We start from the raw sequence: 14958 nt of genomic DNA on the forward strand, positions 1-14958 counted from the left end.
ATCACGATCCGACATCGTGCCCTTTTCACTCAGGGCAACAGTGGTGTCTTATCAGATTCGCTGGTCATCTTTGCCATTTTCGAGGACGCGGCTCGAACCGCACACCGTTTTTAAACCCGGCTGGGGGCCAGTCCGCAGCCGGCACAAAATTGGTGGCCGAGCTTTACACCATATGTCTCAAGGACTGATTTGCGCGCTGTCGCGCTGACGGCCTCGCTCAATTCGGGCTTACCGCTATTTTGGGCAGCGACGACCGCTGAGCGTAGAATGAAAGACTGGGTGCAGATTGCAGCAGTCGCGCGCTGGCGGTCTTCAATGCTCGCCTGGGCAAAGGAGCCGCTGTCATTCAGAGCCATGGCAACGCGCGAGACAAGCCCGACGACGGCAGACAGGTTTGGAGGTGCGGTCCCGAACATCGCCACGCAAGCGATCACGAGATGACAGCCTATCAACGGAGCCAAGTCCGTGAGGTCAATCCCCCACAGGCTGAGCGACTCCGAATAAGATTTGAATACATCGAAACGATCAAAGGTCAAGGCGAGGCGAGACGCAATTGCCGAATTCCTCCGCTCGATCTCAGAAATCAAATCGGCAGTAAAGCGATGCTGGTCATAACTTGCGACTACGTGGCTAGGTACCGGGCAATACTTTCCGAGTGGAGCGCCGGCGTCGGCAAGCCGTTCCGAAAACGACGGCGTTATCCACCTGCGAGCGTCCTCGAGCACCAGATCCGCCAGTACGTACCAGGTCAACCGGCTGGCACGTACCGGTGCAGACAGAAAGTCGGCGACCGGAGGCGTGCCCGCTGTCTCGCGGCCGCCGGTGATCCACTCTCCCGGCGTTGTGCCAACTATGCTCAGAAACACGCGGTGAAACTGGGTGTAGCTGCCGAACCCAGCCTCCAGCGCCGCCGTCAATAGATCGCCACACCGCGGATAGATTAACTGGAAGCGCTCGAGCCGGAAGCGACTGCGCCATTCGACAAAGCCTCGCCTGGTTTGCTCCGCCAGCAACTCGCGCAGATACACCGCAGACACCCCGCAACGTTGCGCGAGCGCTGCCGCATTGGGAATGTCGGGCGCATTGCGAAGGACGCGAAGCGCAGTGAGCACAGCGGGGTGCAGCGGTGCCTGAGCTGCCTCCGGACCCGACATGCTAATATGGAGCGCGCTTCGCAGCGCATATTCGAGTCCAACGCGATAGAGTTGCGGCTCATCGGACTCCTGGGAAACGTGGGCAAACACCCGGTCGAGCGCGATTGCATCGTCGCGCGCGAGTATGCGGCTCGCGTGCCGCGCAGCGTCGTCCAGCAACGAGCGTTCCAATCGCTCGGTTGAGCAGGTGAGCACCCACATCTGGAGATCCGGCCCGGGCAGCAGCCGGTGCGATTGGTTGGGTAACATCCACACCAATCTACCAGGTGACAGATCGTAGTGCGCGCTGTCGAGGAAATAGACACCCTTTCCAGCTGTGACGAGGTTGAGTTCGATCTCCTGATGGTAGTGCCATAGCGGCGAGATCCCGGGCCCAGTTCGCCGAATTTCGCTACCTGCCGACACGCGCTGGCACTCGGTCGGCATTCCATGAATCGTAAGAGACTGAGCGAGGGACAAGGCTTCGAAACTCCGCGATGCTTTAGTGACGTAAACGCTCTGTTACGAAGAGAGTCGGCCTAAAAAGGCAAGAAAATCTGCTTCAGCTTTGCTCTTGACTGCTCAGTTCGCCGGATGTGGTCGTGCTCCGGGTGGTGGGGTAGCTCGCGGCTGGCCATCGGCGATCTTCGGACAGGTTAGGTTGCAACAATCAACCGACGAGGCGACCGAGGCTACGATGGACGTTCAAGCGCTGGTGGGGAAGAGCGCCGACGCCGATTTCTGCGTGAGACGATCGGCTTTGCCGCGCAGCGGCTGATGAAATTGAAGGTCGGCGGGCTGACTGGTGCCGGCTATGGCGAGAAGAGCGCCGAGCGGCTTGCCCCGCAGCGGTGACCCGCGATCGTGGCAGCGCGGAAGCTCTCGACGCGATCTTGCGCACCCATCTGATCAACCCGGCGGTGCTGCGCGCCGACGTTTCGATGGATTTCCATCTGTGGACACCCCTTCGAGTGCAAGCAGTATCTGGAAGTTCTGACACGTAGTCGGATGCTGCCATCTGTCCGGCCTTTGATGCAGCGGTGAGCTGCTGGCCCGTATGGGAGTTCGCGGACCGGAACCATATCACCAACAGCGTGCTTCAGGCACGGTGGAAAGCCCTGGTTCTTCCGGCCCCGTCTCGCCGACTGTTGTGCCATACCCTCCTTCGACCGACTGCGCCCTCCGACGCCTCTGGCCCGTCTCGGCTAACGCCGCGACGGGAACCGGAGCTCTGTAATCGTCGTGGCGCGTCAGCAGCGCCCAGACGGTGCGCGCCATTTTGTTAGCGAGCGCGACTGTCACCAGCATGTGTGGCTTGCGGGCGAGCATGCCTTCGAGCCACGATCCCGCCGGCGCACCGCGCTTGCTCACCTGGAGCACGACCGCGCTGGCAACGATGATAAGTAGGCGCCGCAACGTTCGCTCGCCCATCCGCGAGATCGCGCCGAGCTTTTGCTTGCCGCCAGTCGACATCTGCTTGGGGACCAGCCGTAGCCACGCGGCGAAGTCGCGGCCCTTGGCGAACGTCTCGGCCGGCGGCGCGATCGCAGCGATCGCCGTGACCGTAATCGGGCCGATGCCGGGGATGGTCATCAGCCGGCGCGCTACCTGGTCCTCGCGAGCCCGACGCGTGATCTCCTTGTCCAGCACGGCGATCCGTTCGTCGAGCTGGGCCAGCATATCGATCATCATCGCGAACATCGGCTGCGCCGCTTCGGGCAGCGCCTGCCCGATCTCGCCGTCGTCGAGCAGACCGGCCAGCAACGCGAAAGACGCCGCTCCCTTCGGAGCTACCCAGCCATACTCGGTCAGTGCCCGCGGATCGCATGGGCGATCTGGGTCCGCTGCTTCACCGCGAGATCGCGTGTACGAAAGACCAGAGCGGCTGCCTGTTGCTCCTCGCTCTTCACCGCGACGAACCGCATGCTCGGCCGCTGGGCTGCCTCGCAGATCGCCTCGGCATCGACCGCGTCGTTCTTGTGCCGCTTGACGAACGGCTTGACGTACGCTGGCGGGATCAGCCGGACCTCATGGCCCATCGCCTGCAGCTGGCGCGCCTAATAATGGCCGCCCCCGCATGCCTCCAGCGCCACCAGGCCCCGAGGCTGGGCGGCGAAGAAGGCGAGCAGCTTGCCGCGCGTGAGCCGTCGGCTGAACATCGCCCGCCCCGCGCCATCCGCGCCGTACGCGTGGAAAACATGCTTGGCGATGTCCAACCCGATCGTGGTAACTTCTGTCATGGACGCCTCCCTCAGTGGTCTTCAACACCTCCGCTTTGGCACATCGATGCCGTCGGGGGGCGTCCACCCCATCACCAATCGCGAGGCGCGACTGGCATTGGCGTCCCCAGGCGATGGCAAGGCGGTGGTTGACAGCGAGGTGACGCAGGAAGGAATTGCGGACGACGTGCTCGGGCTGGACGAGGAAGAAACTCTGGACGAGGCGGCGTGACGGAAGACTGTGGTAAGAATTGATCCCGATTTCGATCCAAATCCGACCATTAATGACCGCTTTGATGAGGCCCGGTAACCGGTCGCTTGTCGTCTGATCGCGCCAGGTGCAAGGTGTTCTTTGAGATGCCGTTGCCGGGAGCATGGTTGTCTTCGCGGTCGGCATGTGCCGCCGCATGATGGGGGCCTGTACCCCGATATGATCACGTGCGGGAAGCAGATGTCGTCCGGCTATCAGCCGATCTCGGCGCTGATGATCTCGGAAGGGATTCATCACGCGATGGTGCGGTCGAGCCGGGAGCATGGCGCATTTGGGTCTTCTAGTGTCCGCCCTCGATCCAAGGAATGGCCACAGCGCGGAACGCATCAGCAAGCGCAGCCTCAATCTCCAGCGACTCCCACTGCTGCATTAGATTCAGATGTTTGACCAACTCCGGCAGCAAGCACATGCCGAACCTTGTAACCCAGCTTGTGCTGGTCAAACCGCCAATCAGGATCGCGCGAGGTCTGCCCGACGTAAAGACCCCATCGTTCTGGAACGGCAGGGTGATGCAGGAGGACGACGTAGACTGAATGTTTCGCTCCGCTCGTGCGGAGGGTAGTCGCGCGCAGTGAGCCGGCGGCTCGCCGAGCCGCCGGCATCCAATTCAATGTCGTCATTGCCGCCGGCTGCCAGCACCGGTTGACAGGATCACGCGAGGTCCAGAACCAGAGCGCAGGCCGCCTGCCTGACGCCAAGCCAGGCCTTGTGCTCGCCGATCGCGTCGGGCAGGGCGCGATGGGTGGGCCGGGGGTCCTTTGCGGCAGTGACCCTCGCCACGATGTTGTGCGCCTCGACATCGAGCCGGTCGCGGGGAGAACGGGTCGAAGAACCTCAACGGCGGCCTCCCTCAGCGCCTCATCGGAGTCGCGGAGCCTTAAGGTGTGGCGAGGCAGCCCGGCTCCGCGCAGCATGACACTCAGCCACTTGCCGTCCCATGAAGGGGCGCTGGCAACAGGTCGTGACCGGTCAGTGCTTCGATCATCCGATTCGCGACGAAAACCATCGGCTTATGGCAAGGATGATCCGCGCCGCGTGCGCCGGCGTCGCCCATGCGCTGACCACGGCAATGGACGACGGGCACTGCGGCCTTCCTCGTGATGATCTGATCGCCTAGGGTGCTGAATTGCTCGAGGTAGCGACGCCCCTGATTAATGACGCCGTCACCGCCGCGCTCGCCAGCGGCGAGGTTATCGCCGGCATGACCGATGGTCGCGAGATCGTCTAGCCGCCCAAGACGGGCGTTCAGCTTCCCCAAATATGCGATTTTTCGCGCGGCCGACGCTCAATGAATGGATGTCCGCAATCGGCGCCAGGTACCGTAACCGGCCAGTCCGCTAACCACCAAAATTGCCGTGAAAGCAGTCGGCCCTCAATGCCGGCGGCGGTCGATGGCTCGGTCCAGCGATTCTCGGAAGTCGGCGTCATGCTACTTGCGCCTTCGCCGACTTGAGCGCCGTCCGCGGGTTGGCCTCGGCCCCGCCCTGCCCCGCCCCCTTCCAACCGATCCGGTCGAGATTGTTGAGGAGCGTCGATCGCGGGACTTTAAACGCGCGGCACACTGATGCCTTGCTGGCACCGCCGTCGAGTGCAGCGACGATCTGCTCGATCTGCTCCTCGCCAAGCGATCGCGGTCGGCCGCCTATGCGGCCTCGACGCCTCGCTGCGGCCAGGCCGGCGTTGACGCGCTCTCTGATCAGCGCCCGCTCAAATTGCGCCAGTGAGCCGAAGACGTTGAACAGGAATTCGCCGTGTGGCGTGGTGGTGTCCATTTGCTCTGTGATCGAGCGGAACGCCACGTCGCGGTTCTTCAGGTCGTTGATGATCGTCAGGAGGTGCGACAGCGAGCGGCCGAGGCGGTCGAGTTTCCAGACAATCAAAATGTCGCCATGCCGGAGATCGGCGAGGCAAGCCTTCAGGCCCGGTCGATCATCCTTGGCGCCGGACGCACGGTCTTGATGGAGATGACGTTCATCCACACCCGCTGCGACAAGTGCATCGCGTTGCAGATCGACCGATTGACGTTCGTCGGCGGTGGAGACGCGCATGTAGCCGACCAGCATGTACCGGAAAACCCCGCAACCCGTGTTTTCACATACTACAGCAAACCGACAGGGTTTGTCGCCTATGTTCGCCGTCGAGGCCGGGGTTGATTTTGCGAAGCTCAGCTGGGGGCGCGGGAATCAAGTGATTGCCGACTTCGTTCATTTCGATCGGGCTTTTCTGATCACAGACTCTTTCGCAGGTAGTGTCGGAGACTTGCAGGTCATTTACCTTCCAATTGTCGTTAAGCCTCAGATTGAACGGCCTCAATATTAGCTCAAGCGACCTCTCTGGCTGCCACCGCAGCCTCGAGCAAACTCTGCGGGGCCGGTTGCAGCCGCCGCTAGAAATAATCTCGCAAGAGGTCGAAGAGAGGGTGTTCGCCAATTGCGGTATTCGCTCGGACGGGACGACCGTGAAACCGGAAGGCTGTCGCAGCGCGACCGATACTACCCTTGACTGAAACGATCGTTACAGTGTAACGGTCGTTTCATGGACACTCGCTCGCCCCGCCGCGCCGACCTGATGCGCAAGATCGTCGCCGAGCTGCTCGAGCACGGCGTCGGCGATCTATCGTTGCGTCCGCTTGCCGACCGCGTCGGGACCAGCGCGCGGCTACTGATCTACCACTTTGCCTCGAAGGAAGCGCTGCTTGCCGCGGCGCTCGCCGAGGTGCGCTGCGAGGTTGACATCGCGCTAACGATTCGCGCCCGGCAGGTCCGGCCGGCGTCGCTGCGGGCGATGATCATGATGTTCTGGGACTGGAGCACCGAAGCTGCGAACCAGCGTTATTTTCGCCTGCTGTTCGAGGTCGATGGGCTGACGCTGTTCAACCGGGTGAGCTTGTCGCGTGAGACGCAACAGGCGAACAGCGAGACCTGGACACGCCTGATCGAGCGCGGCGTCGCGACGCTCCCGGGTGACGGTGTGCCGCCGACAATCGCGACATTGCTGATGTGCGCGACGAAGGGTCTGCTGCAGGAATTCCTCATGACAGGCGACCTCGAGCATACGACGGCCGCGATCGAGGCGCTGCTCGAAGAGTTGGTGGCTGAGGCGTCCGCCCGTCTCGAACGGGCCGGCGCATGACCACAGCCGCGCCCACCGCCGCCCTCCGCCGGATCACCGGCCATGTCGCCGTTCGGGCACTTGGCCGGAGCGTGCTGATCAACATGATGGCACCGGGCTTGCTCTATGCCGCCGCCGCGCCGCATTTCGAGCACGGGAGCCTGATCCCGCTGGCGCTCTCCGGCGTGCCACCAATGCTCTGGCTCGCCTACAGCCTGCTCAAACTTGGCGCGATCGACTTTCTCGGACTCTTCGCGATCGAGAACGTCATCGTCCGGATGACCGCCCTCGTCCCGGCGCATAGCGAGCGCGACGCGCTGATCGGCCGTGCGATGGAAAACATCCTGCTGGCGGCGATGTTCGCCGCCTCGCTGTGCCTAGCTAAACCCATGATGTTCTACATGTCGCGGCAGCTGTCGACGGGAAACGATCCGGCGAAGCGCGATGCGTTCGAGATGGCCGCGGCAGCGCCCGGCGCGCTCGCGGTCTACCGGACGCTGACGGTGGCGTGGGCGGGCGCGCTACTGATCAAGGCGGCCGGCGGCTACCTGCTGGCGACGCATTGCACGACCAGCCAGTACCTCATCTTCTCGCCGATGTGGGACCTTTTTAGCGACGCTGTCCTGCTTACCGGAACGGTCGCCTATGCCAAGCGGCACTTCAGCGCGCCGGCGGGCGCAACGCTTTTGGAGCCATCATGACCGACGCCGACCTTCACGCGCATCTGATCGATCAGCAGGGGTCGCGCCGCAGCCTGAATACGCCGGCGCTGCTGATCGACGCCGACGCGCTCGATCGCAACATCGCGGCGATGGCCGGATTTGCCGCCGGGCATGCATTGCAGCTGCGACCGCACGCAAAGACACACAAGAGCCCCGAGATCGCCCGGCGGCAGCTCGCCGCCGGCGCGATCGGCATCTGCTGCGCCAAGATCGGCGAGGCCGAGGTGCTGGCGGACAACAGCGTGACGCAGGGTCTCCACCTGACGTCGCCGGTCGTCGGCGCGCATGCCATCGCGCGGCTGGTGGCGCTCAATCGGCGCACCAGCGGACTGATGTGCGTCGTCGACAATCCCGAAAATGTCAGCGCGCTCGGCGCCGCGGCGAGCGGGTCGGGAAAACCGCTGAACGTCGTCATCGACATCGATCCCGGCATCTGCCGCACCGGCGTCGGCTCGCCGGAAGCCGCCGTCGCGCTGCTCCGCGCGATCGAGCTGCAGCGCGACCTGCACTACGTCGGCGTGCAATGCTATTGCGGAGCGCAGCAGCATATCCACGGCTTTGATGATCGTCGCCAGGCGATGGAAGAGCGGGCACGCCATGTGCGGGCGATCATCGATGCGCTGACCGAGGCGGGCGGTCGGCCCGAGATCGTCACCGGCGGCGGGACGGGCACGCACCGCATCGACCCCGCGCTGGGCCTGTTCACCGAGCTGCAGGTCGGCTCCTACGTCTTCATGGACGCCGAATATTCGGCTTGTGACCTTACCGGCGACGGCGCGCCGGTGCCGTTCGAAACCGCCCTGCTGGTCGATGCGCGCGTGATCAGCAACAACACCCGGGGGTTGGTCACGCTCGACGCCGGGTTCAAGGCGTTCGCCACCGATGCGGGCGTTCCGGCGGTCGTCGCGGGAGCGCCGGCGGGTGCCAGCTACCGTTTCATGGGCGACGAGCACGGCGCGCTGCTGCTGCCCGGCGGCGGGACGCTGCCTCTTGGCCAGGTCGTCACACTCGCCACGCCGCACTGCGACCCGACGGTCAATCTTTACGACACCTACCACGTGGTTGAGGGCGACACGCTACGCGCGTTGTGGCCAGTGGCCGCACGAGGACGATCGCGTTGAGATCTGCCCCTGCGCCATTCAGCGCTCGCTCGCCGGCGTACTGGCTCACCATCGTTGCAGGGGCGGTGGTCACCAACATCGTGTCCCTAAGCGTCCACGTCGGCATGCTGCAGGGCTTGGGCGTGCCGTTCCCCGACCGCAGCGGCGTCTCACCGGCCGCCGCGCTGCTCAACGCCGCGCTAGCGGTGTTGGCGCTGCTGACCTCCTACGACCTGGCACGGGTGCGCCTTGCCGGCCGGCCGTTCTGGCAGCGCGCGCTGATCGTCGCCGCGCTGTTCGCCGGGCTGAAGGAGTTGCTGCGCGGCAGCCTGATGGACGCGGTCGTGACGACGGGGTGGACCTTCAGCGCCGCGCAGATGCTGAGCTCGACGGTCTACAGCGTGGTGCTCGGCGCGGTCGTCGTCGGCGTGACGCCGAGACTGCAGCGGCTATGGCTGCGGGCGATCGCCGCCATCGTCATCACCGCCTTGATGATGTTCGCCGTCCGGCCGCTTGCGGATGCGCTGTTCGCACCACTGCTCGCCTCGCTGGCGCATCTGAAGCACGCCGACGTCTACCCGTTCCCGTACGGCTGGCATGTGCTGTCCTGGGCCTATCTGACCTATTTCGAGCCGGTGATCGCCAGCATCATCATCGCCGCGCTGGTCTGGCCGGCGCTTGCAGGTTCGGCGTTGCGCAGATCATTGAAGACCGCGGCGCTGATCGTGCTGATCAAGGGCGCGCTGCTGCCGACCTTCGTCTTCAGCCTGTGGAACCGCGCCGGCGTAGGGGCCGGCATGCTGAGCGAGAGCCAGTTCCTGTTCGAGGCGATCCTGCTCGGGCTGCTTGCAGCGGGGACATGGGCGCTCGCGCAGCACCGCCGTGGCAGCCCCTCCGGGCCCCTGCCGTGACGTGCGTAACCGCTCCACGCTTGAGCCGGACGTGGTGGTCTACTGCGGCCCTGATGTGTGCGGTCCGCGCCGGGCTCGCCGCCCTCGCCGGCGCGCTCGCGGTCGCGGCCGCTGCAGCCGCCGTGCTGCCGCTGATGCGGTTCCCGACGGTCAGCACCGATCGGATCGCCTTCGTGGCTTACGGCAATTTGTGGAGCGTCGCGGTCGGCGGTGGCACCGCCAAGCGCCTGACCGATGACCCCGGCCAAGTCCTGATGCCGCATTTCTCGCCGGACGGGCGATCGATTGCATTCACCTGGGTGCGCGAAGGCGGCAACGATGTCTATGTGATGCCGGCGGGTGGCGGCACGCCAGTGCGGCTGACGCACGGCCCGACGCACGACAGCTACGACAACGCCGTCACCGGCTGGACGCCCGACGGCGCGAACATCCTGTTCGTGTCGCTGCGGCAGACGGCGTCGCATCGCTTTGAAACCTTCGAGGTCCCGGTCAAGGGCGGCCTGGCGAAAGCGATCGCGCTCGGTCATTCGGGCCTGTCGAGCCTGTCCCCCGATGGCCGGCGCATCGCGTACGACCCGACGTTCCGCAATCTCGGCGGCGACCGCTGGAAACACTATGTCGGCGGCCAGGCATCCGACATCTACATCCAGGACCTGAACGGCACGGCGTCGGAACGGTTGACGGACTGGCAGGGGATCGACACCGCGCCGATGTGGATCGGCCGGCGGGTGTACTTCCTGTCCGATCGCGGCACCGAGCGCCGTGCCAACCTGTGGGTGATCGATCTCGATACCAAGCAGGCGCGCCAGCTTACGCATTATGCCGATTACGACATCGACATGCCGTCCGCCGGGGCCGGCAGCATCGCGTTCCAGCTCGGTGGGCGGCTGCTGATGCTCGATCTCGCCTCGGAGGCGGTCCGCGCGATCCGGGTCGACCTCCCCGTCGATGGCCGTATCAAGCCACATGACGTGGCGGCTTCGGCCTTTATCCAGCGCAACGATATCGCGGGTTACCCCGACTATGCCTTGGGGTCGGACGGGCGTACTGCCTATCTGGTCGGACGCGGCGATCTGCTGGCGGTGACGCAGGACGGGACGGCGCGCAATCTCACGCACACCGCTGCCGCGCGGGAGGATCATCCGGTCGTCTCACCCGACGGCCGGCGACTGGCTTTCGTCACCGATGCCCGCGGCGAGCAGCAGCTGGCGGTGATGCCCGTCGCGGGCGGCAATCCGGTCAGGGTGCTGACCCGTTTCCGGAACGGCGTCCTTTACGCTCCGCGCTGGGCACCCGACGGGTCGCGCCTGCTTATTGCCGATGCCGGCAAGCGCCTCTGGTTGATCAATGCAGCCGACGGCCGCACCATGCAGATCGCGGTCGATCCATTCGCCGAGATTCACGACGCGGTGTTCTCCGCCGATGGCGCATGGATTGCCTACAGCACGACCCGGCCAAACCAGATGCGCGCGATCCATCTGCGAAACCTCGCCACGAACATCGACACGGTCGTCAGCCCGATCAACGAAAGCGACCACGATCCGGTATTTTCCGGCGACGGCAGCCGCCTGTACTTCGTCTCGCCGCGGCGGGAGCAGCCGTTCGTGTCGGACCGTGACCGGGAAGGCACGGTGGCCACGATCAAGTCGGACATGCTGTTCGAGGTGGCATTGCCCAAATCGATGGCACCGGCCGATCTTGCCCATACGACGGCGCACGCCGTGGCGGTGGTGATCGACCTCAAAGGCGGCATCGCCGCGATCGAGCGGCGCGGCGCCTCACTGTTCTACCGCGCCACCGCCGCCAGCGGCATCGGCGGCGACCTTCCCGGCGAAACATCGGGGTTCCGCATCTTCGACACCGTCACACACGCCGATCGCCTCATCGCTGCCGACGTTGGCGGCTATGTGCTGTCGCCCGACGCGGCGACCGCCCTGATCCGCCGCGGCAACGGCTGGCATCTGGTCGCCACCGCGGCGGGAACCACGCTCGACACGCCGCTGCCGACCAAGAGCGTGCGGGTCACGGTCGACCCGCCCGCCGAATATCGCGCGATGTTCGAACAGGCCTGGCGGCTCGACCGCGACTTGTTCTGGAACCCGACGATGAACGGCGTGGACTGGCGGGCGGTCCACGACCGCTATGCGCGGCTGGTGCCGGCTATCGGCTCGCACGAGGATCTCATCTACGTGCTCGGCGAGATGCAGGGCGAATTGTCGACCAGCCACATGTTTCTCGGCGGGGGAGATTCGGGCGATGCCCGGCCACAGATCAGTCCCGGGCTGCTCGGCGCGGACTTCGCGGTCGATGCGGCGAGCGGCCGTTACCGCCTGGCGCACATCTATCGCGGCGATGCCAGCCGGGTGAGATTCCGTGCGCCGCTGGGCGATCCGGCGCTCGACGTGCGCGACGGCGATTATCTGCTCGCGATCGACGGCCAGCCGCTCGTCGCCCTCGACGATCCCTACCGCCTACTGCTCGGCAAACAGGGTCGGCTTCGCCTCACCGTCGCGCGCGCACCGGACGAACCGGGGCGGATCATCGAGGTCGACACCACGGACGACGAGACAGAAATTCGCAAGCTCGACTGGATCGCCGGGAATGCCGCGCGCGTCGACCGCCTGAGCGGCGGTAAGACCGGCTATGTCTATCTGTCGGACTTCGATGCGCTGGGGAGCGAGGATTTCCTGCGACAGTTCTATCCGCAGGCCGACAAGCCCGGCCTCGTGATCGACGTACGCGACAATCGCGGCGGCTTCACTAGCCAATGGGTGCTCGATGTGCTGCGCCGACCGCTGGCGGGCCGATTTCGCAACCGCGAGGGCGCCGTCAGCACCCTGCCCGGCACGGCCGCGACACGCGCGCTGGCGGTCGTCATCAACCTTTTCTCGATGTCGGACGGCGATCAGTTTCCGTTCTTCTTCCGCCAGTGGAAGATGGGCACCGTCGTCGGACAGCGCACCTGGGGCGGGGTGAGCGGCATCAAGGGGCCGTGGCGGCTGACCGACGGCACCTTCATCACGATCCCCAAGGACTCACTGTTCGCCGCCGACGGCGAGGCGATCATCGAGAACCGCGGCGCCGAGCCGGACATCTTCGTCGACAACACTCCGGCCGACCAGGCTGCCGGCCGCGACCGCCAACTCGAAGCCGCGGTCGCCGCGACGCTCAAGCGATGAGCGCTGGCGTGCATGATTAGCTAGGTCGTGGGGCGATCCCGTGCATGTCCTGCCATCGCGCCTGCAGTCCCCAGCCGAAATGCTGCCCGCCGGCGAAATTGTCGTCGAGTGCGATCAGGCCGGTGGCAACCCCACGATGCAGCGGCACGTCGATGGTGGCGTTCTGCAGCGACAACGCAACGCCGGGCGGGCCGCTATCCGTCGTCCCGTACAGATTTCGCGGCGTCTCGGCAAGCGGCTGCGATCTTACATTACTCACTTAAAAAGGATTACGCCTAGCGGCCTCACACACAGTCTTGAACGAGGAGCTGTCTGATCGCGGAAAGACAAGGCCGACGCAGGCAGGCTGAGGGTTATCCGACACCCTACCCGATGTGCATGTTCTCGTTCTGCCCCTAGCATCGATGCGATCTGCCGGGCGTATGTCGGGAATCAAGTGATTGCTGCACGTTTACGATCGGCATTTTCCGATGCAGCCGGCACGTCCGGGAAGCGGACACGACGGTCTGAGCGGAGGATTAAGTCTATTCAGAAGTATTGGGTGGCGTTCCTCATTCAATTGGGCTTGCCGTTAAAGCCGAAGCTCAGGCTGGCGAATATCGTATCGTAGTCGGCCGCGCGGACGTCTGTCATCGGCCGGGTCCAGACAACACTGATCAACCAGTTGCCCCGTCGCGCGATGTCGAAAGCGGCGTGACCGCCCGCGTCAGTGATCCGGGTCTCAAGCGGCTTTGCGCCCGTGCCGAGTGCCGTCAGCGCAACGAGCGCGCCGGGAAGTGGCCGTCCTTCGAACACCACCCGAATCGGCATGCGCGGGTCAGTGCCCCTAGCGAACGGATTTCGCTCTGGGACGATCTCAAGCGTCTCGCCGATCGGTTGCAAGACCTCGTCGCTAACCGTGTCGCCGACCTGAATCAGCGCTTTGACCCGCCTCGAATAAAGCTCCCGGCCGGGCCTGTCGGTTGTCGCCGTGCGCTGCCGCTGCGTGATCGCAGCGGCAAGACCGTCTTCGATGATATAAGCGTTGAACTTATCAGCAGGGAGCTCGATCGCTGCATGATAGGTTTCGAGGACGAGTATGTATGTCCCTGGAGTTTCCCAGCGGAGCGACGCGTTGCTGGGCGTTCGATCCGTGACGGGCAGGATTGCAGCGTGCTGGTCAATGATCCCCTCGGGGCCGTAGCTCTTGAACGAATGAAGCTTATCCCAAGCGAACTTCCACGGCGTAACATCGGCGGCGTCGCCGACTAGCATCGCGACATCGACGGTCTCCCCCGGACGGACAACGCTGGCCGAAGGTTGCAGCCACATTTCGTGCGCCTGCACCGAACTTGGCGCCGCGCAGGCGGCGGCAACGACAGCGATCACTCCGCGCAAGATCGTCTCTTTGAATGCCATCCTACTTAGCTGCCTCACGGTGCGACACCACCACCACAAACACTGACGTCAGCCGATGCCAACCCACGGCGCATCGCGATTGTCCGCGCCGCGCTCAGGCCGTGGCCGGCTGAGTAGTCAGCTTCGTCTTCAGCGACGCGGCCGGTCTTGAGCGTATCTAGTGCCTGAAGCACCCGCGCCAATTGCCGGTCGAGATCCGGCACCGCGAACAGGGGGCCGCCGCCGCCCAAGCTCCGGCGGGTGTTCGCTCGCCCCAGCCACCAGCCGGCAGCGCAGTCGGCCTCCTGCTCGCGGACTAATCCGGACTGCTGGGCGATGCCGCTTCGCCGCTCGTTCAGATACTGGACATAGTGGGCGACCTCGTGGGCGATGATGAGCGCGATGATGGCGTCGGCGTCGGCACCGAGGAAGCGTTCGATGTCGGCCAACTCGCCGAGGTCGATCGCGACGCCGACACCGCGGAAATAGCTAAAGCCACGGGCCGGATGGTGGCGAGGTGGGTGGAGATAGATGGTACGTGGCGCGGCGTAGGCACGGCCGGTCGTGGCGAAGACGGCGGACCATTCCTCGGTCGTCGAATTGATGATTGTCGATGCGATGATCGACCCTCGGTCGTCGTTCGGCTGCGGCGGACCGGCTGTGGCGTGCATCGCCACGACGAGCATGATCGCCGCCAGTCCAGATGGGCGCGCGGCAGGGGCCTCAAGCTGTAGCATAGTTATAGCGTCTTACCTTGCCTGGCGTCGTGAAGTGCAGGTGTTTCACCGGCCAAATTGCGAGACGAACTAATATCTGCCTCCGCTTGAAACAGTCGGGGCGGCGGATCCGATCGGTCCGAGCTTGTAGTCGACGTGGCACAGACCACAGCATGCGAAGCGCAGCTGGTAGCCTTCGTGCTCAGACGACCGACTAGG

General features: G+C 64.6%; 13 protein-coding genes and 2 pseudogenes. 8 read left to right on the forward strand and 7 right to left on the reverse strand.

The genetic code is table 11. The features are described from left to right. Positions 1 to 110: 110 nt before the first annotated feature. Positions 111 to 1580 (reverse strand): AraC family transcriptional regulator, encoded by a 1470-nt coding sequence (locus tag HUV01_RS00075; protein WP_174296288.1) that lies wholly within the window; start codon positions 1578 to 1580, stop codon positions 111 to 113. Between the two features lie 250 nt (positions 1581 to 1830). On the opposite strand from HUV01_RS00075, the pseudogene HUV01_RS14985 reads away from it, so the two are divergent. Continuing rightward, positions 1831 to 1973 (forward strand): annotated as a pseudogene (locus tag HUV01_RS14985) (IS256 family transposase); the annotation flags it as partial. 372 nt (positions 1974 to 2345) lie between these two features. Here the strand turns inward: HUV01_RS14985 and HUV01_RS00080 are convergent. Then, positions 2346 to 3373: pseudogene (locus HUV01_RS00080) on the reverse strand (IS110 family transposase); the annotation flags it as partial. Positions 3374 to 3419: 46 nt separating this feature from the next. Between HUV01_RS00080 and HUV01_RS00085 the strand changes: the two are divergent. After that, positions 3420 to 3584, forward strand: coding sequence for a hypothetical protein (locus HUV01_RS00085; RefSeq protein WP_174296289.1), 165 nt, complete (start codon positions 3420 to 3422; stop codon positions 3582 to 3584). A gap of 690 nt (positions 3585 to 4274) precedes the next feature. Here HUV01_RS00085 and HUV01_RS15275 read toward each other — a convergent pair. Beyond that, positions 4275 to 4403, reverse strand: coding sequence for a hypothetical protein (locus HUV01_RS15275; RefSeq protein ID WP_302480006.1), 129 nt, complete (start codon positions 4401 to 4403; stop codon positions 4275 to 4277). A gap of 157 nt (positions 4404 to 4560) precedes the next feature. On the opposite strand from HUV01_RS15275, the gene HUV01_RS14860 reads away from it, so the two are divergent. Then, the gene (locus tag HUV01_RS14860) at positions 4561 to 4740 is read left to right on the forward strand and encodes a hypothetical protein (RefSeq protein ID WP_217430851.1); all 180 of its coding nucleotides are present in this window, start codon (positions 4561 to 4563) and stop codon (positions 4738 to 4740) included. Positions 4741 to 5047: 307 nt separating this feature from the next. On the opposite strand, the gene HUV01_RS00095 is transcribed toward HUV01_RS14860, so the two are convergent. Beyond that, on the reverse strand, positions 5048 to 5686 hold the full coding sequence (locus HUV01_RS00095; RefSeq protein ID WP_174296291.1) for a recombinase family protein: 639 nt from the start codon (positions 5684 to 5686) through the stop codon (positions 5048 to 5050). 505 nt (positions 5687 to 6191) lie between these two features. Between HUV01_RS00095 and HUV01_RS00100 the strand changes: the two genes are divergently transcribed. The 5 genes from HUV01_RS00100 to HUV01_RS00120 are packed head-to-tail and all read left to right on the forward strand — an operon-like array spanning position 6192 to position 12646. Further along, complete coding sequence (locus HUV01_RS00100) at positions 6192 to 6755, forward strand: TetR/AcrR family transcriptional regulator (RefSeq protein ID WP_174296292.1); 564 nt, start codon at positions 6192 to 6194, stop codon at positions 6753 to 6755. After that, positions 6752 to 7435 (forward strand): VC0807 family protein, encoded by a 684-nt coding sequence (locus HUV01_RS00105; protein ID WP_174296293.1) that lies wholly within the window; start codon positions 6752 to 6754, stop codon positions 7433 to 7435. The genes HUV01_RS00100 and HUV01_RS00105 overlap by 4 nt, the downstream gene beginning before the upstream one ends. Further along, a complete protein-coding gene (locus tag HUV01_RS00110) occupies positions 7432 to 8577 on the forward strand; it encodes a DSD1 family PLP-dependent enzyme (protein WP_174296294.1) in 1146 nt (381 codons plus the stop codon). Before HUV01_RS00105 ends, HUV01_RS00110 begins: the two co-directional genes overlap by 4 nt. Then, entirely contained in the window at positions 8544 to 9467 is a 924-nt protein-coding gene (locus HUV01_RS00115; RefSeq protein ID WP_174296295.1) for a hypothetical protein, read from the forward strand. The genes HUV01_RS00110 and HUV01_RS00115 overlap by 34 nt, the downstream gene beginning before the upstream one ends. A 53-nt stretch (positions 9468 to 9520) precedes the next feature. Then, positions 9521 to 12646, forward strand: a complete 3126-nt coding sequence (locus HUV01_RS00120; protein ID WP_174296296.1) for a S41 family peptidase — start codon at positions 9521 to 9523, stop codon at positions 12644 to 12646. A 16-nt stretch (positions 12647 to 12662) separates the two neighbouring features. Here the strand turns inward: HUV01_RS00120 and HUV01_RS00125 are convergent, their stop codons facing one another. From HUV01_RS00125 to HUV01_RS00135, 3 genes are all read right to left on the reverse strand, one after another. After that, on the reverse strand, positions 12663 to 12905 hold the full coding sequence (locus HUV01_RS00125; RefSeq protein WP_174296297.1) for a hypothetical protein: 243 nt from the start codon (positions 12903 to 12905) through the stop codon (positions 12663 to 12665). A 296-nt stretch (positions 12906 to 13201) separates the two neighbouring features. Next, complete coding sequence (locus tag HUV01_RS00130) at positions 13202 to 14044, reverse strand: DUF4198 domain-containing protein (RefSeq protein WP_174296298.1); 843 nt, start codon at positions 14042 to 14044, stop codon at positions 13202 to 13204. Positions 14045 to 14058: 14 nt separating this feature from the next. Then, positions 14059 to 14709 (reverse strand): neutral zinc metallopeptidase, encoded by a 651-nt coding sequence (locus HUV01_RS00135; protein ID WP_174296299.1) that lies wholly within the window; start codon positions 14707 to 14709, stop codon positions 14059 to 14061. Between the last annotated feature and the right edge of the window lie 249 nt (positions 14710 to 14958).

This window comes from Sphingomonas bacterium (assembly GCF_903643035.1).
In the GTDB taxonomy this organism is placed as follows: Bacteria; Pseudomonadota; Alphaproteobacteria; order Sphingomonadales; family Sphingomonadaceae; genus Sphingomonas.